Origin of the sequence: Citrobacter sp. CK198 (assembly GCF_030333295.1) — a bacterium.
GTDB classification, from domain to species: Bacteria; Pseudomonadota; Gammaproteobacteria; order Enterobacterales; family Enterobacteriaceae; genus Citrobacter_B; species Citrobacter_B koseri.
In genome coordinates, this window is record NZ_JAOWGE010000030.1 from 559,011 (window position 1) to 578,273 (window position 19,263).

Consider the following 19,263-nt stretch of genomic DNA (forward strand, 5'->3'; position numbering starts at 1 on the left):
AAAATTGACATGACGACTTTGGTTTCACTGGAAAATGTTTCGGTCTCTTTCGGTCAACGCCGCGTCCTTTCTGACGTGTCGCTTGAACTCAGACCAGGAAAAATTTTGACGCTTCTCGGCCCAAACGGTGCCGGGAAGTCTACGCTGGTACGCGTAGTATTAGGGCTGGTAGCGCCTGATGAAGGGCTGATCAAGCGCAACGGGCAGTTGCGTATTGGCTACGTCCCGCAAAAACTGTATCTCGACACCACGCTGCCGCTGACGGTAAGCCGCTTTTTACGCTTACGCCCCGGTACGCAAAAAACCGACATTCTTCCGGCCCTGAAACGCGTTCAGGCCGGACACCTCATTGACGCCCCCATGCAAAAGCTGTCCGGCGGTGAAACCCAGCGCGTTTTGTTAGCCCGCGCGCTGCTGAATCAACCACAGCTGCTGGTGCTGGATGAGCCGACTCAGGGCGTGGATGTCAATGGTCAGGTCGCCCTGTACGATCTCATTGACCAGCTGCGGCGCGAGCTGGATTGCGCGGTGCTGATGGTCTCGCACGACCTGCACCTGGTGATGGCGAAAACGGATGAAGTGCTGTGTCTGAATCACCACATCTGTTGCTCCGGCACCCCTGAAATCGTTTCCATGCATCCTGAATTCATCTCTATGTTCGGGCCGCGCGGCGCAGAACAGTTGGGGATTTACCGTCATCATCATAATCATCGCCACGATTTACAAGGCCGTATCGTACTGCGCCGGGGAAATGGACACTCATGATTGAACTGTTATTGCCTGGCTGGTTAGCTGGGATCATGCTGGCCTGCGCCGCTGGCCCGCTGGGCTCGTTCGTGGTCTGGCGTCGAATGTCCTATTTTGGCGATACGCTGGCGCACGCCTCGCTGCTGGGGGTCGCTTTTGGGTTGCTGCTGGACATCAACCCGTTCTATGCGGTGATTGCCGTTACGCTGATGCTGGCAGCCGGTCTGGTGTGGCTGGAGAAACGCCCTCACCTCGCTATCGACACGCTTCTCGGCATTATGGCGCACAGTGCCCTGTCGTTAGGTCTTGTGGTCGTCAGCCTGATGTCCAACATTCGCGTGGACTTGATGGCTTATCTGTTTGGCGACCTGCTGGCCGTGACGCCGGAAGACCTGATTTTCATCGCCATCGGCGTGGTTATCGTGCTGGCGATCCTCTTCTGGCAGTGGCGTAATCTGCTGTCGATGACCATTAGCCCGGATCTGGCTTTTGTCGATGGCGTGAAGTTACAGCGCGTTAAGCTCCTGCTGATGCTGGTCACCGCATTGACTATCGGCGTGGCGATGAAGTTCGTTGGCGCGTTGATCATCACCTCATTGCTGATTATTCCTGCCGCCACGGCGCGTCGCTTTGCCCGCACCCCGGAGCAGATGGCGGGTGTCGCAGTAGGAATGGGTATGATAGCGGTTACAGGCGGTCTGACGTTTTCTGCGTTTTACGACACGCCGGCAGGCCCGTCAGTGGTGCTGTGTGCCGCGCTGCTGTTTATTTTCAGCATGATGAAGAAGCAGGCGAGCTAAGCGTGTTGTTTCCCGGTGGCGCTACGCTTACCGGGCCTACGGCAGGCCGGATAAGGCGCAGCCGCCATCCGGCCTAACTCACATAAGTTAAGGCATTTCCGGCGGCGTTATTCCAAAATGATTCCACGCCCGCACCGTCGCCATTCGCCCGCGCGGGGTTCGTTGCAAAAAGCCCTGCTGAATCAAATACGGTTCCAGTACGTCCTCAATCGTTTCACGCTCTTCGCCAATGGCTGCGGCCAGGTTATCGAGACCGACGGGGCCGCCAAAGAATTTATCAATTACGGCCAGCAGCAGCTTGCGGTCCATATAGTCAAACCCTTCCGCATCGACATTCAGCATATCCAGCGCCTGAGCGGCGATATCCGCAGAGATGGCGCCGTTATGTTTCACTTCGGCAAAATCACGTACGCGACGCAACAGGCGGTTGGCGATACGCGGCGTACCGCGAGCGCGGCGGGCAACCTCCAGCGCGCCTTCATCGCTCATTTCCAGCCCCATAAACCGCGCGCTGCGCCCGACGATGTGTTGCAGGTCAGGCACCTGATAAAACTCCAGCCGCTGAACAATACCGAAACGGTCACGCAGCGGCGACGTCAATGACCCGGCTCGCGTGGTGGCGCCAATCAGCGTAAAAGGCGGCAGATCGATTTTTATCGAACGCGCAGCAGGCCCTTCGCCAATCATAATGTCCAGCTGATAATCTTCCATCGCCGGATACAACACCTCTTCCACCACCGGTGATAAACGGTGGATCTCATCGATAAACAGCACATCATGAGGTTCAAGGTTGGTCAGCATCGCCGCCAGATCGCCCGCCTTTTCCAGCACCGGGCCAGACGTGGTGCGCAGGTTCACGCCCATTTCATTGGCGACAATATTAGCCAGCGTCGTTTTCCCCAGCCCCGGCGGGCCAAAGATCAGCAGGTGATCGAGCGCGTCGCCGCGCAGCTTTGCCGCCTGGATAAAGATCTCCATTTGCGAACGCACCTGAGGCTGACCAATGTACTCTTCCAGCAACTTCGGGCGAATGGCGCGATCGGCAACCTCTTCCACCTGGGTTCCACCTGCTGAAATCAGGCGATCTGCTTCTATCATCCTTTACCTCATAACGCGGCGCGGAGTGCTTCGCGAATCAATGTTTCACTGCTGGCGTCAGGGCGGGCAATTTTGCTCACCATGCGGCTGGCTTCCTGTGGTTTATAGCCCAGCGCCACCAGCGCAGCAACCGCTTCTTGCTCCGCATCATCCGTTGCCGGACTTGCCGGAGAGGTCAGCACCAGGTCGGCGGCCGGCGTAAAGAGGTCACCGTGCAGGCCTTTGAAGCGATCTTTCATTTCAACGATCAGGCGTTCTGCGGTTTTTTTACCAATACCCGGCAGTTTCACCAACGCGGCGGGCTCCTCGCGCTCAACGGCATTCACAAACTGCTGAGCCGACATCCCGGAGAGGATCGCCAGCGCGAGTTTCGGCCCAACGCCGTTCGTTTTGATCAGTTCTTTAAACAGGGTTCGCTCCTGTTTATTGTTAAACCCGTACAGCAATTGCGCATCTTCACGCACCACAAAATGGGTGAATACGGTCGCTTCTTTTCCAGATTCCGGGAGCTCATAAAAACAGGTCATCGGCATATGGACTTCATAGCCTACGCCGCCCACCTCAAGTAATACCAGCGGGGGTTGTTTTTCCAGAATAATGCCTCTGAGTCTGCCTATCACATTGCGCTCCTGCGTTGGGGCCGAAAAAGTAAAGTGGTATCATAAAAAAAGGCTGGATAGATATCCAGCCTCATTTGTCATTATCGTAGCCGCCCACGCGCCAGATTGAGCCGCGAGTCACTCATTTGCATCGCGTTCTGGCTAACGTGGCAGTGGGTGATGGCGATAGCCAGCGCATCCGCCGCATCCGCCTGGGGATTTGCCGGGAGTTTCAGCAACGTGCGCACCATGTGCTGTACCTGGCTTTTCTCGGCGCTGCCGATCCCGACAACGGTTTGCTTCACCTGACGGGCGGCATACTCAAACACCGGAAGATCCTGGTTTACCGCCGCGACAATCGCCACGCCGCGCGCCTGACCCAGCTTAAGCGCGGAGTCCGCGTTCTTCGCCATAAACACCTGTTCAATCGCGAAATAGTCCGGCTGGAACTGGGTGATGATTTCCGTCACGCCCGCATAAATCAGCTTCAGACGAGACGGTAAATCATCCACTTTCGTGCGGATACACCCGCTGCCCAGGTAAGTCAGTTGCCTGCCCACCTGACGAATCACGCCATAACCCGTGACGCGTGAACCCGGGTCGATACCGAGAATAATAGACATCACGCGCCTCCGATTAGAACGGAATTAAACCACGTCATTATAACGTAGCCGCAACCTCATCAGAGATCTCACCGTTATGGTAAACTTCCTGCACGTCGTCGCAGTCTTCCAGCATATCGATCAGACGCATCAGTTTCGGCGCGGTTTCCGCATCCATATCCGCTTTGGTGGACGGGAGCATGGACACTTCAGCGTTGTCCGCTTTCAGACCCGCAGCTTCCAGCGCGTCGCGCACTTTGCCCATCTCTTCCCATGCGGTGTAGACGTCAATCGCGCCGTCATCAAAGGTCACAACGTCTTCCGCACCGGCTTCCAGCGCAGCTTCCATGATGGTGTCTTCGTCACCCTGTTCGAAGGAGATCACCCCTTTTTTGCTGAACAGGTAAGCCACGGAACCGTCAGTACCCAGGTTGCCGCCGCATTTGCTGAAAGCGTGACGCACTTCCGCAACGGTACGGTTACGGTTGTCAGACAGGCACTCAACCATCACAGCCGTGCCGCCAGGACCGTAACCTTCATAGATGATGGTTTCCATGTTCGCATCATCATCGCCGCCGACGCCGCGCGCAATCGCACGATTCAGCGTGTCGCGGGTCATGTTGTTCGACAACGCTTTATCGACTGCCGCACGCAGACGCGGGTTAGCGTCCGGGTCGCCGCCGCCCAGTTTGGCCGCCGTCACCAGCTCACGAATGATTTTGGTGAAAATTTTACCGCGTTTAGCATCCTGCGCTGCTTTACGGTGTCTGGTGTTGGCCCATTTACTATGACCTGCCATAAATAATATCTCCAAAAAGCGCGCCTTCTCAGGCGACGTTAATTACAAACTCTTCAATCGCCTGCCGGTTACTCCACGACTTGGTTAACTGCGCGGCTTCATCCGCATTAACCCAACGATAGGTCAGATGTTCGGTGAACACGATCTCTCGTTCAGAGGGAAGTGCCAGGCAAAACCAGGATTCAGTATTACGCTCAATTCCCGGCGCGTAGCGATGACGTAAATGTGAAAAAATCTCAAATTCCACCGTGCGCTGACAGTCAATTAAGGTCAGTCGCTCTGCTGCAACATCTATTGTGACCTCTTCCTTTACTTCGCGCATAGCGGCTTGCGACGCGGTTTCGCCCTCTTCCAGACTGCCGGTAACCGACTGCCAGAAATCAGGATCGTCGCGTCGCTGTAACATCAGCACTCTCCCGGTGTCCTTTGCATAAATCACGACTAACACCGAGACAGGCTGTTTGTATGCCATATCAGTTATTCTCGGCCTTCTTAACGACATCAATACCCAGCTCAGCCAGCGCTGCCGGGTTCGCGAAACTTGGCGCTTCGGTCATCAGACAGGCAGCGGCAGTCGTTTTCGGGAAGGCGATAACGTCACGGATATTGTCGGTGCCGGTCAGCAGCATAGTCAGACGGTCCAGACCAAACGCCAGACCCGCATGCGGCGGCGTACCGTATTTCAGCGCATCCAGCAGGAAGCCGAATTTTTCGCGCTGTTCCTGCTCATTAATGCCCAGAATACCAAACACGGTCTGCTGCATGTCGCCACTGTGGATACGCACGGAACCACCACCGACTTCATAACCGTTGATCACCATATCATAGGCGTTAGCAACCGCGTTTTCCGGCGCGGCTTTCAGCTCGGCGGCGGTCAGGTCTTTCGGTGAGGTGAACGGATGGTGCATCGCCGTCAGGCCGCCTTCGCCGTCATCTTCAAACATCGGGAAGTCGATAACCCACAGCGGCGCCCATTTGGCTTCGTCGGTCAGGTTCAGATCTTTACCCACTTTCAGACGCAGCGCGCCCAGCGCATCGGCAACCACTTTTTTGTTGTCGGCGCCGAAGAAAATCATATCGCCGTCTTGTGCAGCGGTACGATCCAGAATCGCTTCCACGATTTCCGCATTCAGGAACTTCGCCACCGGGCTGTTGATGCCTTCCAGACCTTTCGCGCGTTCGGTGACTTTAATATAAGCCAGCCCTTTCGCGCCGTAGATCTTAATGAAATTGCCGTAGTCGTCGATCTGCTTACGGCTTAAGCTTGCGCCACCCGGCACGCGCAGGGCCGCTACGCGACCTTTCGGATCGTTAGCCGGGCCGGCAAAGACGGCGAACTCTACAGATTTCAGCAGGTCGGCAACGTCCACCAGTTCCATCGGGTTACGCAGGTCCGGTTTATCGGAACCGTAACGGCGTTCGGCTTCGGCGAAGGTCATGATCGGGAAGTCGCCCAGATCCACGCCTTTCACTTCCTGCCACAGATGGCGTACCAGCGCTTCCATCACTTCACGCACCTGCGGCGCAGTCATGAAGGAGGTCTCGACGTCGATCTGGGTAAATTCAGGCTGACGGTCAGCACGTAAATCTTCATCACGGAAGCATTTTACGATCTGATAGTAGCGGTCAAAACCGGACATCATCAGCAGCTGTTTGAACAACTGCGGAGACTGCGGCAGCGCGTAGAATTTACCTTTATGAACGCGCGAAGGCACCAGGTAGTCACGCGCGCCTTCCGGCGTCGCTTTGGTCAACATCGGGGTTTCGATGTCGAGGAAGCCGTGGTCGTCCATAAAACGACGCACCAGGCTGGTGATTTTGGCACGGGTTTTCAGGCGTTGAGCCATTTCCGGGCGACGCAGATCCAGATAACGGTATTTCAGACGCGCTTCTTCGGTATTGACGTGATTAGAGTCAAGCGGCAGAGAATCTGCACGGTTGATGATCGTCAAATCGGACGCCAGCACTTCGATTTCGCCCGTCGCCATGTCGGCGTTGACGTTTTTCTCGTCACGCGCACGCACGGTGCCGGTCACCTGGATACAGAACTCATTACGCAGTTCAGAAGCCAGCTTTAACGCATCCGCACGATCCGGATCAAAGAAGACCTGTACGATACCTTCGCGGTCGCGCATATCGATAAAGATCAGGCTACCAAGATCACGACGACGGTTGACCCAACCACACAGAGTCACCTGCTGCCCCACGTGGGACAGACGTAGCTGTCCGCAATATTCTGTACGCATGAGATATCCCTTAACTTAGCCGCTGGCGGATTGTTGCCTGCTTTACAGGCGACGTTGTCGCAGCTTTAGCTGAATGTCACAACTGAATGAAAAAAGGCGGCTATTATACTGGAAATTCTGCCGCACGATAAGTCCGATACTGACTGTACGCGTGTTTGCTACGCGGTTATTGCGTATTCTCACAAAAATTAACAATATTTGTCGTCACTTTCCTTCGGGAACGCGCTTAAGGTGTAGCGGAATCATCTATTTTACAGGAGTCATCATGCTGGAACTGAACGCCGCAACCACTGCCCTGGTCGTTATTGATTTACAGGAAGGGATCTTACCTTTCGCTGGCGGCCCCCATGCGGCAAGCGATGTTGTCGCCCGCGCAGCGAAACTGGCCGCAAAATGTCGGGCAAACGGCTCGCCGGTGGTGATGGTTCGCGTCGGCTGGTCCGACGATTATGCCGACGCGTTAAAGCAACCCGTCGATGCCCGGGCGCCAGCCAACGCGCTGCCGGAAAACTGGTGGCGTTACCCGGCGGCGCTCGGTAAAGGCGACAGTGACCTGGAAGTCACCAAGCGTCAATGGGGCGCGTTCTATGGCACCGATCTTGAGTTACAATTACGCCGCCGGGGAGTCGACACCATCGTGCTGTGCGGCATCTCCACCAATATCGGCGTAGAATCCACCGCGCGTAACGCCTGGGAGCTGGGTTTTGGTCTGGTGATCGCCGAAGATGCCTGTAGCGCCGCCAGCACGGAACAGCATCAAAGCAGCATGACACATATTTTTCCGCGTATCGCCAGAGTGCGCAGCGTGGAGGAGATCCTTAACGCGTTATGATCTACATCGGATTACCGCAATGGTCGCATCCTAAATGGGTGCGTCTGGGTATCACCAGTCTTGAAGAGTATGCCCGCCACTTTAACTGTGTGGAGGGCAACACCACCCTGTATGCGCTGCCGAAAGCAGAAATTGTCGAACGCTGGCATGCGCAAACAACGGACGATTTTCGCTTCTGCTTTAAGTTCCCCGCAACGATTTCGCATCAGGCCGCGCTGCGTAACTGCGACGATCTTGTGCAGGAATTTTTTACCCGCATGTCGCCGCTGGAAGCAAGAATTGGTCAGTACTGGCTGCAACTCCCCGCGACGTTTTCACCGCGCGACCTCCCTGCGCTCTGGCGCTTTCTTGACGCGTTGCCAAAGGCATTCACCTATGGCGTCGAAGTGCGCCATCCCGTGTTTTTCGCCAAAGGCGAGGAAGAACAACAGCTCAATCGCGGCCTGGTTGAACGCGAGGTGAATCGGGTGATCCTCGACAGCCGCCCGGTACATGCCGCGCATCCTCATAACCAGGCCATTCGCGAAGCGCAACGCAAAAAACCTAAAGTGCCGGTCCATGCCATCGTGACCGCGAAGCATCCGTTGATCAGGTTCATCGGCAGCGACAATATGGTGCAGAATCAGACATTTTTTGCCGACTGGCTGGCGAAACTCCCGCAGTGGGAAACGACCTCTACGCCGTATCTTTTTCTACACACGCCAGATATCGCGCAGGCTCCCGAGTTAGTGAATACATTATGGGGAGATTTACGCGCGGCCTTGCCCGGCATTGGAACCGCACCGTCTATTCCACAGCAATCTTCTCTTTTCTGAAATTGCCACCTATCATAGACAGTGCCATCAGGCATTTTAAAGGGAGTTTGTATGGTAAGCGCGCTATATACCGTATTAGGTGCGTTGTTGTTGATGAAGTTCTCTTTTGATGTTGTCCGACTAAGGATGCTGTATCGCGTTGCCTACGGTGACGGCGGTTTTAGCGAACTGCAAAGCGCCATCCGCATTCACGGTAATGCGGTGGAATATATTCCTATCGCTGTCGCGCTGCTGCTGTTTATGGAAATGAACGGCGCCGAAACATGGATGGTGCATATCTGCGGGATTATTTTAATCGCTGGTCGGCTGATGCATTATTACGGTTTCCACCACCGTCTGTTTCGCTGGCGGCGTTCCGGGATGAGTGCGACCTGGTGCGCCTTGTTGCTGATGGTGCTGGCGAATCTTTGGTATATGCCCTGGGAGTTGGTTTTCTCCTTGCATTAGCGCACAATACGCCACTTTATTTTTCCCGGATTTTTACGTTATGTCTCACCGCGACACGCTTTTTTCTGCGCCTATCGCCAGTCTGGGCGACTGGACCTTTGATGAACGGGTAGCTGAAGTCTTCCCGGATATGATCCAGCGCTCTGTTCCCGGCTACTCCAATATCATCTCCATGATTGGCATGCTGGCCGAACGCTTCGTACAACCCAATACGCAGGTCTACGATTTAGGCTGTTCACTGGGCGCTGCGACGCTCTCGGTGCGTCGTAATATTCATCATGCCAACTGTAAAATCATCGCCGTCGACAACTCCCCGGCGATGATTGAACGCTGCCGCCGTCATATCGACGCTTACAAAGCCCCGACCCCGGTTGAGATTGTGGAAGGCGATATTCGCGACATCAGCATCGAGAATGCCTCAATGGTGGTGCTGAATTTTACCCTGCAATTCCTTGAGCCGCTTGAGCGCCAGGCCTTGCTGGATAAGATTTATCAGGGTCTGAATCCGGGCGGCGCGCTGGTGCTGTCGGAAAAGTTCAGCTTTGAAGACACAACGGTTGGCGAATTGCTGTTCAATATGCACCATGACTTTAAACGCGCCAACGGCTACAGCGAACTGGAGATCAGCCAGAAGCGCAGTATGCTGGAAAACGTCATGCTGACCGACTCGGTTGAAACCCACAAAGCGCGTCTGCATCAGGCTGGTTTCGAGCATAGCGAACTGTGGTTCCAGTGCTTCAACTTTGGTTCGCTGGTGGCGCTGAAGTCCGGGGTGCCCGCATGATCGAGTTCGGTAACTTTTATCAGCTGATTGCCAAAAGCCCGCTTTCTCACTGGCTGGAAACCCTGCCTGCGCAAATCGCGACCTGGCAGCGCGATCAGCATGGTCTGTTTAAGCAGTGGTCGAACGCGGTGGAGTTCCTGCCGGAATTAACGCCGTACCGTCTGGATTTATTGCACAGCGTCACTGCCGAAAGCGAAACGCCGTTGAGCGAAGGCCAGCTTAAGCGTATCGACACCCTGCTGCGAAACCTGATGCCGTGGCGTAAAGGCCCGTTCTCTCTGTATGGCATCAATATTGATACCGAATGGCGTTCCGACTGGAAATGGGATCGCGTTTTGCCGCACCTGTCCGATCTGACCGGCCGCACCATTCTGGATGTCGGCTGCGGCAGCGGATATCACATGTGGCGCATGATTGGCGCGGGCGCGCATCTTGCCGTGGGAATCGACCCGACGCAGTTGTTCCTGTGTCAGTTTGAAGCGGTACGAAAATTGTTGGGCAACGACCAGCGCGCGCATCTGTTGCCGCTGGGTATTGAGCAGCTTCCGGCGCTGAATGCGTTTGATACCGTCTTTTCAATGGGCGTGCTTTACCACCGTCGTTCTCCGCTGGAACATCTCTGGCAGTTGAAAGATCAACTGGTGAAAGACGGCGAACTGGTGCTGGAAACCCTGGTGGTGGAAGGCGATGAAAACACCGTGCTGGTGCCAGGCGACCGCTATGCGCAGATGCGCAACGTCTACTTTATCCCTTCCGCGCTGGCGCTGAAAAACTGGCTGGAGAAATGTGGTTTTGTCGATGTGCGGATTGCCGATGTCTGCGTGACCTCCACCGAGGAGCAGCGTCGCACCGGGTGGATGGTCACCGAGTCGCTGGCTGATTTCCTCGATCCGAATGACCACAGTAAAACCGTCGAAGGTTACCCTGCCCCGCTGCGCGCGGTGCTAATTGCGCGCAAGCCGTAATTGATTGCCCGGTGGCACTACGCTTACCGGGCCTACAAACCCCGTAGGCCTGATAAGGCACAGCCGCCATCAGGCATAAAAAGCGCAAAAAAAGGCCCCTGTTGAAATGGCAGGGGCCTGGTACGAGCAAGCATCATATTGGGCGACATGATGCAACGGTAAAAATCAATTGGCCTGATGGCGCACAATGACTCCTTTCATTTCAGCAACCGCCGCCCCGTCTACCGCATAGCGCGAATACTCGTCCGCTTGTGCGTCAGTTGACATGGACAATCCATGATTGCGATAACGCATTGATGAGGCTTGCCACGCTCCAGCGGAGCTGTGCACTTCCTGCACCCCGGCATCAAGGAAACGTTGCAGATTCTCTGAACGTACCCCTGCTCCGGCCATAATGATTGGAGCATCACCCTGCGCAATAAGTTCCATAATTATTGGCAAACCGTGCACCGCATCTGATTTTTGCCCTGAAGTGAGCACTCTGGCGACACCCAAATCCGCGAGATTCTTCAGTGCATTGAATGGATTAGCGCACATATCAAACGCGCGATGAAAGGTGACGGCCAGCGGCCCGGCGGCGGCCATTATTTTCTCCATTCGCGCGAGATCCACATTGCCATCGACATCCAGCACGCCAGTAACCAGACCGGGAAATCCCAGTTCTCTGACGGTACGCACATCCTCAAGCATTGCGGCAAATTCACCATCGGTATAACAGAAGTCGCCGCCGCGAGGACGAATAATGGGATGCACCGCAATCGCAACATGCTGGCGAACCGTGCGCAGCACGCCCAACGACGGCGTCAGTCCCCCCTCTTTCGGCGCCGCGCACAATTCAATGCGATCCGCGCCATTTTGCTGCGCGGTGAGCGCACATTCCATGCTGTAACAACAGATCTCCAGTAACGCCATGTTCACTCCTTTTTAGCGTTTTCGCGCGTCACGTCAGTCGGCTGACTGTTCGCTTGCCACAATGGCCTCAATTGACCAGGGATGAAATTTAATGGTCACCTTGCCGTCGGTCACGGCCAGCGTCGGGTTCGGCAGACGCTCGCGCGCCCCTTTCGGCGAACTGGTTTTCACGACAATGCCCGGCTGGCTCAGCCCCTCGTCGGACAACAGCGCCAGCGCCCGCGCGTTCAGGCTCTCCGGCTCGCCCGGGAGGACAATTTCGATATGCTCCCAGCCTTCATGCGGGTAGCGTTTTTCACCCGGCCACGGCAATTCAACAATCGAAAACCGCCAGTGTTCGACGCAAACAGGCTCATGTAACTTAAACAGGCAGATCGGCCTGCCGTTGATGATATTTTCCGACAGCAGCGCGCCGCACTGTTCAAATCCGCGACGCCAGCGCTCAGCGGTCGCATTCTGGTGGCAGCGCAAAGAAATGTGATCGGCTTCAAGCGGTGCGAAATCCAGACCGAGGCGAGTGGAAAGTTCTCTGAACGCCAGAGTGAATCGCGGTAAATCTGCGGAAATATCATGCAGTTCGTCAATAGTCTGCCAGTTCGCCATAATCAAAACTCTTATCGGTGTACAAAGTCGCTAATTTACTCTGTTGTGCATCGCCAACCAACCGCTGATTTCTTTGAATATAAAATGAATGCTTATGCATAATTTTATTGCGCATATTTCCAGCGATACGGCGCGCGCGTAATGCTGACGCCAACGGGCATTTGCAGTATACTCCCGCCCTAAATTCTTAAACTGGCGCGGACTCAGTTAATCCGCGTCTTACACGTAAGGTATTCCGGTGAATATTCAGGCTCTTCTCTCAGAAAAAGTTAGTCAGGCCATGATTGTTGCAGGCGCGCCTGCAAATTGCGAACCGCAGGTTCGTCAGTCAGCAAAAGTACAGTTCGGCGACTATCAGGCCAACGGCATGATGGCAGTTGCTAAAAAACTGGGTATGGCGCCGCGACAACTTGCAGAGCAGGTGCTGACTCATCTGGATCTCAACGGCATCGCCAGCAAGGTTGAAATCGCAGGTCCTGGCTTTATCAATATTTTCCTCGACCCGGCATTTCTTGCTGAACATGTTCAACAGGCGCTGGCTTCTGAACGTCTGGGCGTGGCTAAGCCTGCGAAACAGACCGTGGTTATCGACTACTCCGCGCCTAACGTCGCGAAAGAGATGCATGTCGGCCACCTGCGCTCCACCATCATCGGCGATGCCGCCGTGCGCACGCTGGAGTTCCTCGGCCATCACGTTATCCGCGCTAACCACGTCGGCGACTGGGGAACACAGTTCGGTATGCTTATCGCCTGGCTGGAAAAACAGCAGCAGGAAAACGCAGGTGAAATGGCGCTGGCCGACCTCGAAGGTTTCTACCGTGATGCGAAAAAACATTACGATGAAGACGAAGCGTTCGCCGAGCGCGCACGTAACTACGTGGTGAAACTACAGGGCGGCGACCCGTACTTCCTCGACATGTGGCGCAAGCTGGTCGACATCACCATGACGCAGAACCAGATCACCTACAATCGCCTGAACGTTACGTTAACCCGTGACGATGTGATGGGTGAAAGCCTGTATAACCCGATGCTGCCTGGCATCGTCGCCGACCTGAAAGCTCAGGGCCTGGCGGTTGAAAGCGAAGGCGCAACCGTTGTTTTCCTTGATGAATATAAAAACAAGGAAGGCGAACCGATGGGCGTGATCATTCAGAAGAAAGATGGCGGCTATCTCTACACCACCACCGACATCGCCTGCGCGAAATACCGCTATGAAACGCTGCATGCGGATCGCGTGCTGTACTACATCGACTCCCGCCAGCATCAGCACCTGATGCAGGCATGGACCATCGTACGCAAAGCCGGTTACGTGCCGGATTCCGTGCCGCTGGAACACCATATGTTCGGCATGATGCTCGGTAAAGACGGCAAGCCGTTCAAAACCCGCGCGGGCGGTACGGTGAAGCTGGCCGATCTGCTGGATGAAGCGCTGGAACGCGCACGCCGTCTGGTGGCCGAGAAGAACCCGGATATGCCTGCCGACGAGTTGGAAAAACTGGCTAACGCGGTTGGTATCGGCGCGGTGAAATATGCGGATCTCTCCAAAAACCGCACTACTGACTACATCTTCGACTGGGACAACATGCTGGCGTTCGAAGGCAATACCGCGCCATATATGCAGTATGCCTATACCCGCGTGCTGTCCGTGTTCCGTAAAGCGGAGATTGACGAGAGCGCCCTGTCCAGCGCGCCGGTCGTTATCCGTGAAGATCGCGAAGCCCAGCTGGCTGCTCGCCTGTTGCAGTTTGAAGAAACGCTGACCGTAGTCGCGCGTGAAGGTACGCCGCATGTGATGTGCGCCTACCTGTATGACGTTGCCGGTTTGTTCTCTGGCTTCTACGAGCACTGCCCGATCCTCAGCGCGGAAAACGAAGAGGTTCGTAACAGCCGTCTGAAACTGGCGCAACTGACCGCGAAAACGCTGAAACTGGGTCTGGATACGCTGGGTATTGAGACCGTAGAACGGATGTAATCACATCGAGTGATGTGAAAACCCGCGCTATGTCGCGGGTTTTTTATTTTCCCGAATGACCGCCCTCGTAGGCCTGATAAGCGAAGCGCCATCAGGCGGTAAGGCGCACCTTGCCGGATGGCGGCGCAAACGCCTTATCCAGCCTACGAGAAACGGCTACGTTAACTGTAATTTGTAACGACTCACAAGGAATGACACATTTCCGTAGAGAGATGGAACATCTTTTGTCTGTCATGCCGGTGACGCCTCCGTATTATTAGGCGGCGAATTTATCGGGTGTGGACAATGACGTTTAAAGATTTTGCTGCGGAAGAAAAACTCTTTCTGAGACGCGTGATAGTGGCCTTTGGCCTGGTGGTTGTCTGCTTTGGCGTCCTGATTGTCAATCTCTACGATTTACAAATCCGTCAGCATCAGTATTACACAACCCGTTCAAACGAAAATGACATCAAAATGCTGCCCGTCGCCCCGACGCGCGGCATCATCTACGATCGCAACGGTATTCCGCTGGTGCGTAATATCACCTGGTATGATATTTCCGTCACCCCATACAAAATTGCCGACATGGACGCGCTGTTACGTCAGCTTACCCCTCTCGTGGATCTCACGCCTGATGATATTGCGGCCTTTCACCATGCGTTGAAATCAGGCAGCCGCTATCGCCCGGTGGTATTGAAAAACGCGCTGTCGGACGTCGAAATTGCCCGCTTTTCCGTTAACCAGTTCCATTTCAACGGCGTGACGATCAACAGTTATGAAGACCGTCAGTACCCCTACGGCGCGGAGCTGGCACATGTGCTCGGTTACGTGTCGAAGATTAACGACAGCGACCTGAAAGCGCTGGATGAAAAAGGTCTGGCTGAAAACTATGCCGCCGATCACAACATCGGTAAGCAGGGCATTGAACGCTATTACGAAAATGATCTGCACGGCAAAACGGGCTACCGGGAGGTCGAAGTGGATAACCACGGACGCATCGTGCGCCTGTTAAAAAATGTCCCGCCCGTTGCCGGCAAAGACATCCACCTGACGCTGGATTTACATCTACAGGAATATATAGAAAGCCTGCTTGCCGGTCAGCGCGCGGCAGTGCTGGTCGAAGATCCCCACGACGGTTCAGTGCTGGCGATGGTCTCCACGCCCAGCTATGACCCAAACCCGTTTGTGAAGGGCATCAGCCATCAGGACTATGGCAGGTTACTGTATGATAAAGATCTGCCGTTGATTAACCGCGTCACCCAGGGGCTGTACCCGCCCGCCTCCACGGTGAAACCTTATATCGCGATGTCTGCGCTGTTAAACGGCGTTATCACGCCGCAAACCACCTTCTTCGGCGCGCCGACCTGGACGCTCCCCGGCACGCAACGCCATTACCGCGACTGGAAAAAAACCGGCCACGGTATGCTGGATGTCACCAAAGCGATTGAAGAATCCGCCGACACCTTTTTCTATCAGGTTGCCTGGATGATGGGGATCGATCGCATTAACACCATGCTCGGTCAATTTGGTTACGGTAAGCCCACCGGTATCGATCTGGATGAAGAGTATAACGGCCTGCTGCCCAGCCGCGAGTGGAAAGAGAGAGTACATAAAAAAGCCTGGTATCAGGGGGATACGATTTCAGTCGGTATCGGCCAGGGATACTGGATTGCCACGCCGATCCAGATGGTGAAAGCGATGGTAGCGCTGATCAACAACGGGAAAGTGATCGCCCCTCACCTGCTTCAGAGTGAAGTGTCCGGCAAGACCGTCATGCCCTGGCAGGCACCTCAGACGGAAACGCAGATTGCCGATGCCGCCTCGCCTTATTGGGGGCTGGTGCGACAGGCGATGTTTGGTATGGCGAATGCGCCGAACGGCACCGGTTATAAATTCTTCCACACCGCGCCCTACGGTATTGCAGCCAAAAGCGGCACTTCGCAAGTGTTCAGTCTGAAAGAAAACCAGACCTATAATGCGAAAATGATCCCCATCCGTCTGCGCGACCATGTGTTTTACACCGCTTTCGCGCCGTATAAAAACCCGAAAGTCGCGGTGGCGTTGATTCTGGAAAACGGCGGCAGCGACGGCGTGACCGCCGCGCCGGTGATGCGGCAAATCATGGATCACCTTTTTGCGCCGCAATAACAGCACATGCCGGATGGCGGCGTAACGCCTTATCCGGCCTACGGTGAATATACCGGCCAACATGCCGGATGGCGGCGTAACGCCTTATCCGGCCTACAAACTGCGTCGAACCGTAGGCCCGATAAGCGCAGCGCCATCGGGCGTCCCCCTCAAAAATACTTACGCAAATACTCCGTCAGACACAGTATCGCCATCGCCTGCCCGTACGGCATCGATGTCAGCGGAATGTCGCGATAGAAATCCAGATCGTGCCCCATTCCCGTGCCAAAGGACGTTTGCAGCAACTCGCCTTCCGGCGAAATGTGTTTCACGATACCGCGAATCGCGCTTTCAGCCGTCTGCGCATATTCCGCCCCAACATAGCGTTTACGCACCGCTTTCAGAATGCCGTAGGCGAACCCCGCCGTTGCCGAGGCCTCCAGATAGGAATCAGGATCGTCCAGCAGGGTATGCCATAGCCCACTCTCATCCTGACAATTTGCCAGCGCGGCGATCTGCGCGTTCAGAACCTGAATCAGATAGCGGCGTACCGCGTTCTTCTCCGGCAAATCGACCAGTTCCAGGAAATCTGGAATCACGATGGTAAGCCAACTGTTACCCCGCGCCCAGCGAGCCCTGGCAAAGTTATGATGTCCATCATAGCTCCAGCCGTGGAACCACAGACCGGTCTCTTTATCCATCAGATTCTGTACGTGCAGCAGGAACTGATAAATTGCCTCTTCCACATACTCCGGGCGGTTGAGCAGTTTGCCAATCTTCGCCAGCGGCATCACCGTCATCATCAGCGTGTCATCCCACATCTGCTGATGGTTTTCTTCCGCCAGCGTCATGTGCTGCATACCGCCATGATCGGTGCGCGGCATCTCATTCATCGCCCACTCCGCCCAGGACTCAAGCCAGGGCAGATACGCCGGGTTACGCGTCTCTTCATAGCGATACGCCAGCGTCAAAAACGGCGCCATCGTGTTAACGTTTTTGGTGGTCGCGCCTTCGGCGAAACGCTCGGCAAACCAGTTATCGATAATGTCGCGCATTTTCTCATCACCGGTCTGTTGATAATACTGATGCATACCGTACAGACCGACGCCATGCGTCCACTCCCATCCTGCCCAGCCTTTGGTATCAATCACCCGGCCATCGTCCAGGCGCAGCAGAAATTGTCCGCTCTCATCCCTGATATTGACCAGATTGTTCGTCACCGTCTGAATCAAGGCTTGCAGCGCTTCCCGGGAGATAAATCGCTCCGGCTGACGTAATAATGGGCTGTGTTTGACGGGCCAAACTTTCATATCCTTAACCTCTGTTCAATGTCGAATTCAGCGCAGCGCCCTGTTGAAGCGAAGGCGCCGCAGGTTTATTACGGTTCAGATAACCAATATTGTTGTTACCCCACAGTGATTCATACGGCATACCGGAGAGCATCTCGACGGTCGCACGCGCCTGCGGCGTGATGGCTTCCGGCATCACCCGGCCCGACTCACGCATTTTGGCGGTCTCTTCACGCAGGGTGCCGTGCGTTTGCAAATTCAGTTTGAAACGCAAAGAAACCAGGAAACCAAAGGCCAGCACGGACAGCGTGCCGCAGCTCAGAATCAGCAGAATGGTATAACTGACCGCTTCAGGCTGTATGCTCTGCCCTGAGACAAAACCAGACATCTGCATCACAATCCCGACCAGCATGACGGCCCCGGCCTGAGAGGCTTTACGGGTCAGCGTCATGATGCCCGCGAAGATCCCTTCCCGCCGTTGACCGGTAATCACCTCATCAACATCGGCAATATAGGTGTAGGTATTCCACGGCACATAGTTGATCCCGCCGCGACCAAGCCCCGCCAGCGCTGAAATCAGCAGCAGCAGCGAATAAACATCGCTTAAGCCCGCATAATAAAGAACGGCATAAGAGAGAGAACTCAGACCAAAGAGCACCACGACCATCCGGTATGACGGCGCAGGCCCGAAGCGAATGCACAGCGGGATCATGGCAATCACCGCAATGAACTGGAAGATAGCCATCGTACCGAGCAGACTCGACGCCAGTGAGGCTTCCTGCATCAGGACAAAAACAACATACCAGGTAAAGACGGCGTTAAAGACGTCCTGTGCGATATATCCCCCAAGATACATCCCCAGATGCTGGCGGAAAATCTTGATGCGCAGCGTCGAGCTCAGCTCAACAAACAAACGGCTCATACTCTGGCTGAACGTCAGGCTTTTCTTCTCTTCCTCCGCGCGCAGCGCCGCCTCCGTCCACTCTTCGCGCGGGCGCTCCCAGGTAAAGAACCACACAAAAGTCAGCATCAGCGCGCACAGCACCGAGAACACCAGGCTGGCATAGAAAAAAGAAATGGGGTTGTCTTTACCAAAGGCAGTCAGCAGGATGCCCGGCAGGAACGAGGCCAGAATCGCGGACATCTGCGCCATTGAGATACGCGCCCCGGAGAACCGGGTCTTCTGTTTGAAGTCATCGGTCATTTCCGGCACCAGCGTCTCGTAAGGGACAAGAATCATGGTGTAGACAATGTCGAACAGCAGATAAGTCAGCAGGTAGTACCAGAATCCCATATCGCCAACCCACATGAGCGAGTAGCTAAAGACGCATGGAATACCAAGCAGAATAAAGAACTTACGACGGCCAAAGCGTCTGCCGAACCAGGTCGAACCGAAGTTATCGGTCAGAAAGCCCATCAGCGGGCTGACGACCGCATCCAGAACCCTCGCGGCAGCGAAAATGAATGTCGCCTCAATCGGCGTAAGGCCACAGAAGGTCGTGTAGAAATAGAGTAACCATGCGGCGGTTAATGCAGTGGTTCCTGCGCCCAGAAAATCGCCCGAACCATAGGCTAAATAATTCGCCAATCCAATTTTACGTGTTTTCATGCCGTTAACCCTGCAAATTGTTGGGAGACCCCCGGCAT

Annotated in this window: 19 protein-coding genes; 9 read left to right on the forward strand and 10 right to left on the reverse strand. The window is 55.1% G+C overall.

All coding sequences use genetic code 11. The features are described from left to right. Window positions 1-9: 9 nt before the first annotated feature. Both znuC and znuB read left to right on the forward strand, forming a co-directional pair. Window positions 10-765, forward strand: a complete 756-nt coding sequence (gene znuC / locus OGY62_RS11660; RefSeq protein WP_012132002.1) for a zinc ABC transporter ATP-binding protein ZnuC — start codon at window positions 10-12, stop codon at window positions 763-765. Next, window positions 762-1,547, forward strand: a complete 786-nt coding sequence (gene znuB, locus OGY62_RS11665) for a zinc ABC transporter permease subunit ZnuB (protein ID WP_012132001.1) — start codon at window positions 762-764, stop codon at window positions 1,545-1,547. Before znuC ends, znuB begins: the two co-directional genes overlap by 4 nt. A gap of 87 nt (window positions 1,548-1,634) precedes the next feature. Here the strand turns inward: znuB and ruvB are convergent, their stop codons facing one another. From ruvB to aspS, 6 genes are all read right to left on the reverse strand, one after another. After that, window positions 1,635-2,645 carry a Holliday junction branch migration DNA helicase RuvB gene (gene ruvB, locus OGY62_RS11670; protein WP_012131998.1) on the reverse strand — a complete coding sequence of 337 codons (1,011 nt, stop codon included), beginning with the start codon at window positions 2,643-2,645 and terminating at the stop codon, window positions 1,635-1,637. 8 nt (window positions 2,646-2,653) lie between these two features. Next, window positions 2,654-3,265 carry a Holliday junction branch migration protein RuvA gene (gene ruvA / locus OGY62_RS11675; RefSeq protein ID WP_012131997.1) on the reverse strand — a complete coding sequence of 204 codons (612 nt, stop codon included), beginning with the start codon at window positions 3,263-3,265 and terminating at the stop codon, window positions 2,654-2,656. An 80-nt stretch (window positions 3,266-3,345) separates the two neighbouring features. After that, the gene (gene ruvC, locus OGY62_RS11680) at window positions 3,346-3,867 is read right to left on the reverse strand and encodes a crossover junction endodeoxyribonuclease RuvC (RefSeq protein ID WP_012131995.1); all 522 of its coding nucleotides are present in this window, start codon (window positions 3,865-3,867) and stop codon (window positions 3,346-3,348) included. Window positions 3,868-3,904: 37 nt separating this feature from the next. Next, window positions 3,905-4,645 (reverse strand): YebC/PmpR family DNA-binding transcriptional regulator, encoded by a 741-nt coding sequence (locus OGY62_RS11685; RefSeq protein ID WP_286459925.1) that lies wholly within the window; start codon window positions 4,643-4,645, stop codon window positions 3,905-3,907. Between the two features lie 28 nt (window positions 4,646-4,673). Continuing rightward, complete coding sequence (gene nudB / locus OGY62_RS11690; protein ID WP_110494133.1) at window positions 4,674-5,117, reverse strand: dihydroneopterin triphosphate diphosphatase; 444 nt, start codon at window positions 5,115-5,117, stop codon at window positions 4,674-4,676. Window position 5,118: 1 nt separating this feature from the next. Then, window positions 5,119-6,891 carry an aspartate--tRNA ligase gene (aspS, locus tag OGY62_RS11695; RefSeq protein ID WP_012131992.1) on the reverse strand — a complete coding sequence of 591 codons (1,773 nt, stop codon included), beginning with the start codon at window positions 6,889-6,891 and terminating at the stop codon, window positions 5,119-5,121. 265 nt (window positions 6,892-7,156) lie between these two features. Here aspS and OGY62_RS11700 point away from each other — a divergent pair, with 265 nt between their 5' ends. The 5 genes from OGY62_RS11700 to cmoB are packed head-to-tail and all read left to right on the forward strand — an operon-like array spanning window position 7,157 to window position 10,734. Continuing rightward, window positions 7,157-7,723 carry a hydrolase gene (locus tag OGY62_RS11700; RefSeq protein WP_110494132.1) on the forward strand — a complete coding sequence of 189 codons (567 nt, stop codon included), beginning with the start codon at window positions 7,157-7,159 and terminating at the stop codon, window positions 7,721-7,723. Further along, entirely contained in the window at window positions 7,720-8,538 is an 819-nt protein-coding gene (locus OGY62_RS11705) for a DUF72 domain-containing protein (protein ID WP_286459926.1), read from the forward strand. Before OGY62_RS11700 ends, OGY62_RS11705 begins: the two co-directional genes overlap by 4 nt. Window positions 8,539-8,589: 51 nt before the next feature. After that, window positions 8,590-8,985 carry an MAPEG family protein gene (locus OGY62_RS11710; RefSeq protein ID WP_012131989.1) on the forward strand — a complete coding sequence of 132 codons (396 nt, stop codon included), beginning with the start codon at window positions 8,590-8,592 and terminating at the stop codon, window positions 8,983-8,985. Window positions 8,986-9,025: 40 nt separating this feature from the next. Then, on the forward strand, window positions 9,026-9,769 hold the full coding sequence (gene cmoA, locus OGY62_RS11715; RefSeq protein ID WP_049010371.1) for a carboxy-S-adenosyl-L-methionine synthase CmoA: 744 nt from the start codon (window positions 9,026-9,028) through the stop codon (window positions 9,767-9,769). After that, on the forward strand, window positions 9,766-10,734 hold the full coding sequence (cmoB, locus tag OGY62_RS11720) for a tRNA 5-methoxyuridine(34)/uridine 5-oxyacetic acid(34) synthase CmoB (RefSeq protein WP_049010369.1): 969 nt from the start codon (window positions 9,766-9,768) through the stop codon (window positions 10,732-10,734). The genes cmoA and cmoB overlap by 4 nt, the downstream gene beginning before the upstream one ends. 165 nt (window positions 10,735-10,899) lie before the next feature. On the opposite strand, the gene cutC is transcribed toward cmoB, so the two are convergent. Further along, window positions 10,900-11,646, reverse strand: a complete 747-nt coding sequence (gene cutC / locus OGY62_RS11725) for a copper homeostasis protein CutC (RefSeq protein ID WP_110494129.1) — start codon at window positions 11,644-11,646, stop codon at window positions 10,900-10,902. Between the two features lie 33 nt (window positions 11,647-11,679). Beyond that, on the reverse strand, window positions 11,680-12,249 hold the full coding sequence (locus OGY62_RS11730; protein WP_071258724.1) for a VOC family protein: 570 nt from the start codon (window positions 12,247-12,249) through the stop codon (window positions 11,680-11,682). Window positions 12,250-12,487: 238 nt separating this feature from the next. On the opposite strand from OGY62_RS11730, the gene argS reads away from it, so the two are divergent. Further along, window positions 12,488-14,221 carry an arginine--tRNA ligase gene (gene argS, locus OGY62_RS11735; protein ID WP_047463162.1) on the forward strand — a complete coding sequence of 578 codons (1,734 nt, stop codon included), beginning with the start codon at window positions 12,488-12,490 and terminating at the stop codon, window positions 14,219-14,221. Window positions 14,222-14,506: 285 nt separating this feature from the next. Continuing rightward, complete coding sequence (mrdA2, locus tag OGY62_RS11740) at window positions 14,507-16,348, forward strand: peptidoglycan DD-transpeptidase MrdA2 (RefSeq protein WP_286459929.1); 1,842 nt, start codon at window positions 14,507-14,509, stop codon at window positions 16,346-16,348. Between the two features lie 149 nt (window positions 16,349-16,497). Here the strand turns inward: mrdA2 and bglB are convergent, their stop codons facing one another. Continuing rightward, on the reverse strand, window positions 16,498-17,637 hold the full coding sequence (gene bglB / locus OGY62_RS11745) for a beta-galactosidase BglB (RefSeq protein WP_047463157.1): 1,140 nt from the start codon (window positions 17,635-17,637) through the stop codon (window positions 16,498-16,500). A gap of 4 nt (window positions 17,638-17,641) precedes the next feature. After that, window positions 17,642-19,225: an MFS transporter gene (locus tag OGY62_RS11750; RefSeq protein ID WP_286459931.1), complete on the reverse strand. Its 1,584-nt coding sequence runs from the start codon at window positions 19,223-19,225 to the stop codon at window positions 17,642-17,644. Between the last annotated feature and the right edge of the window lie 38 nt (window positions 19,226-19,263).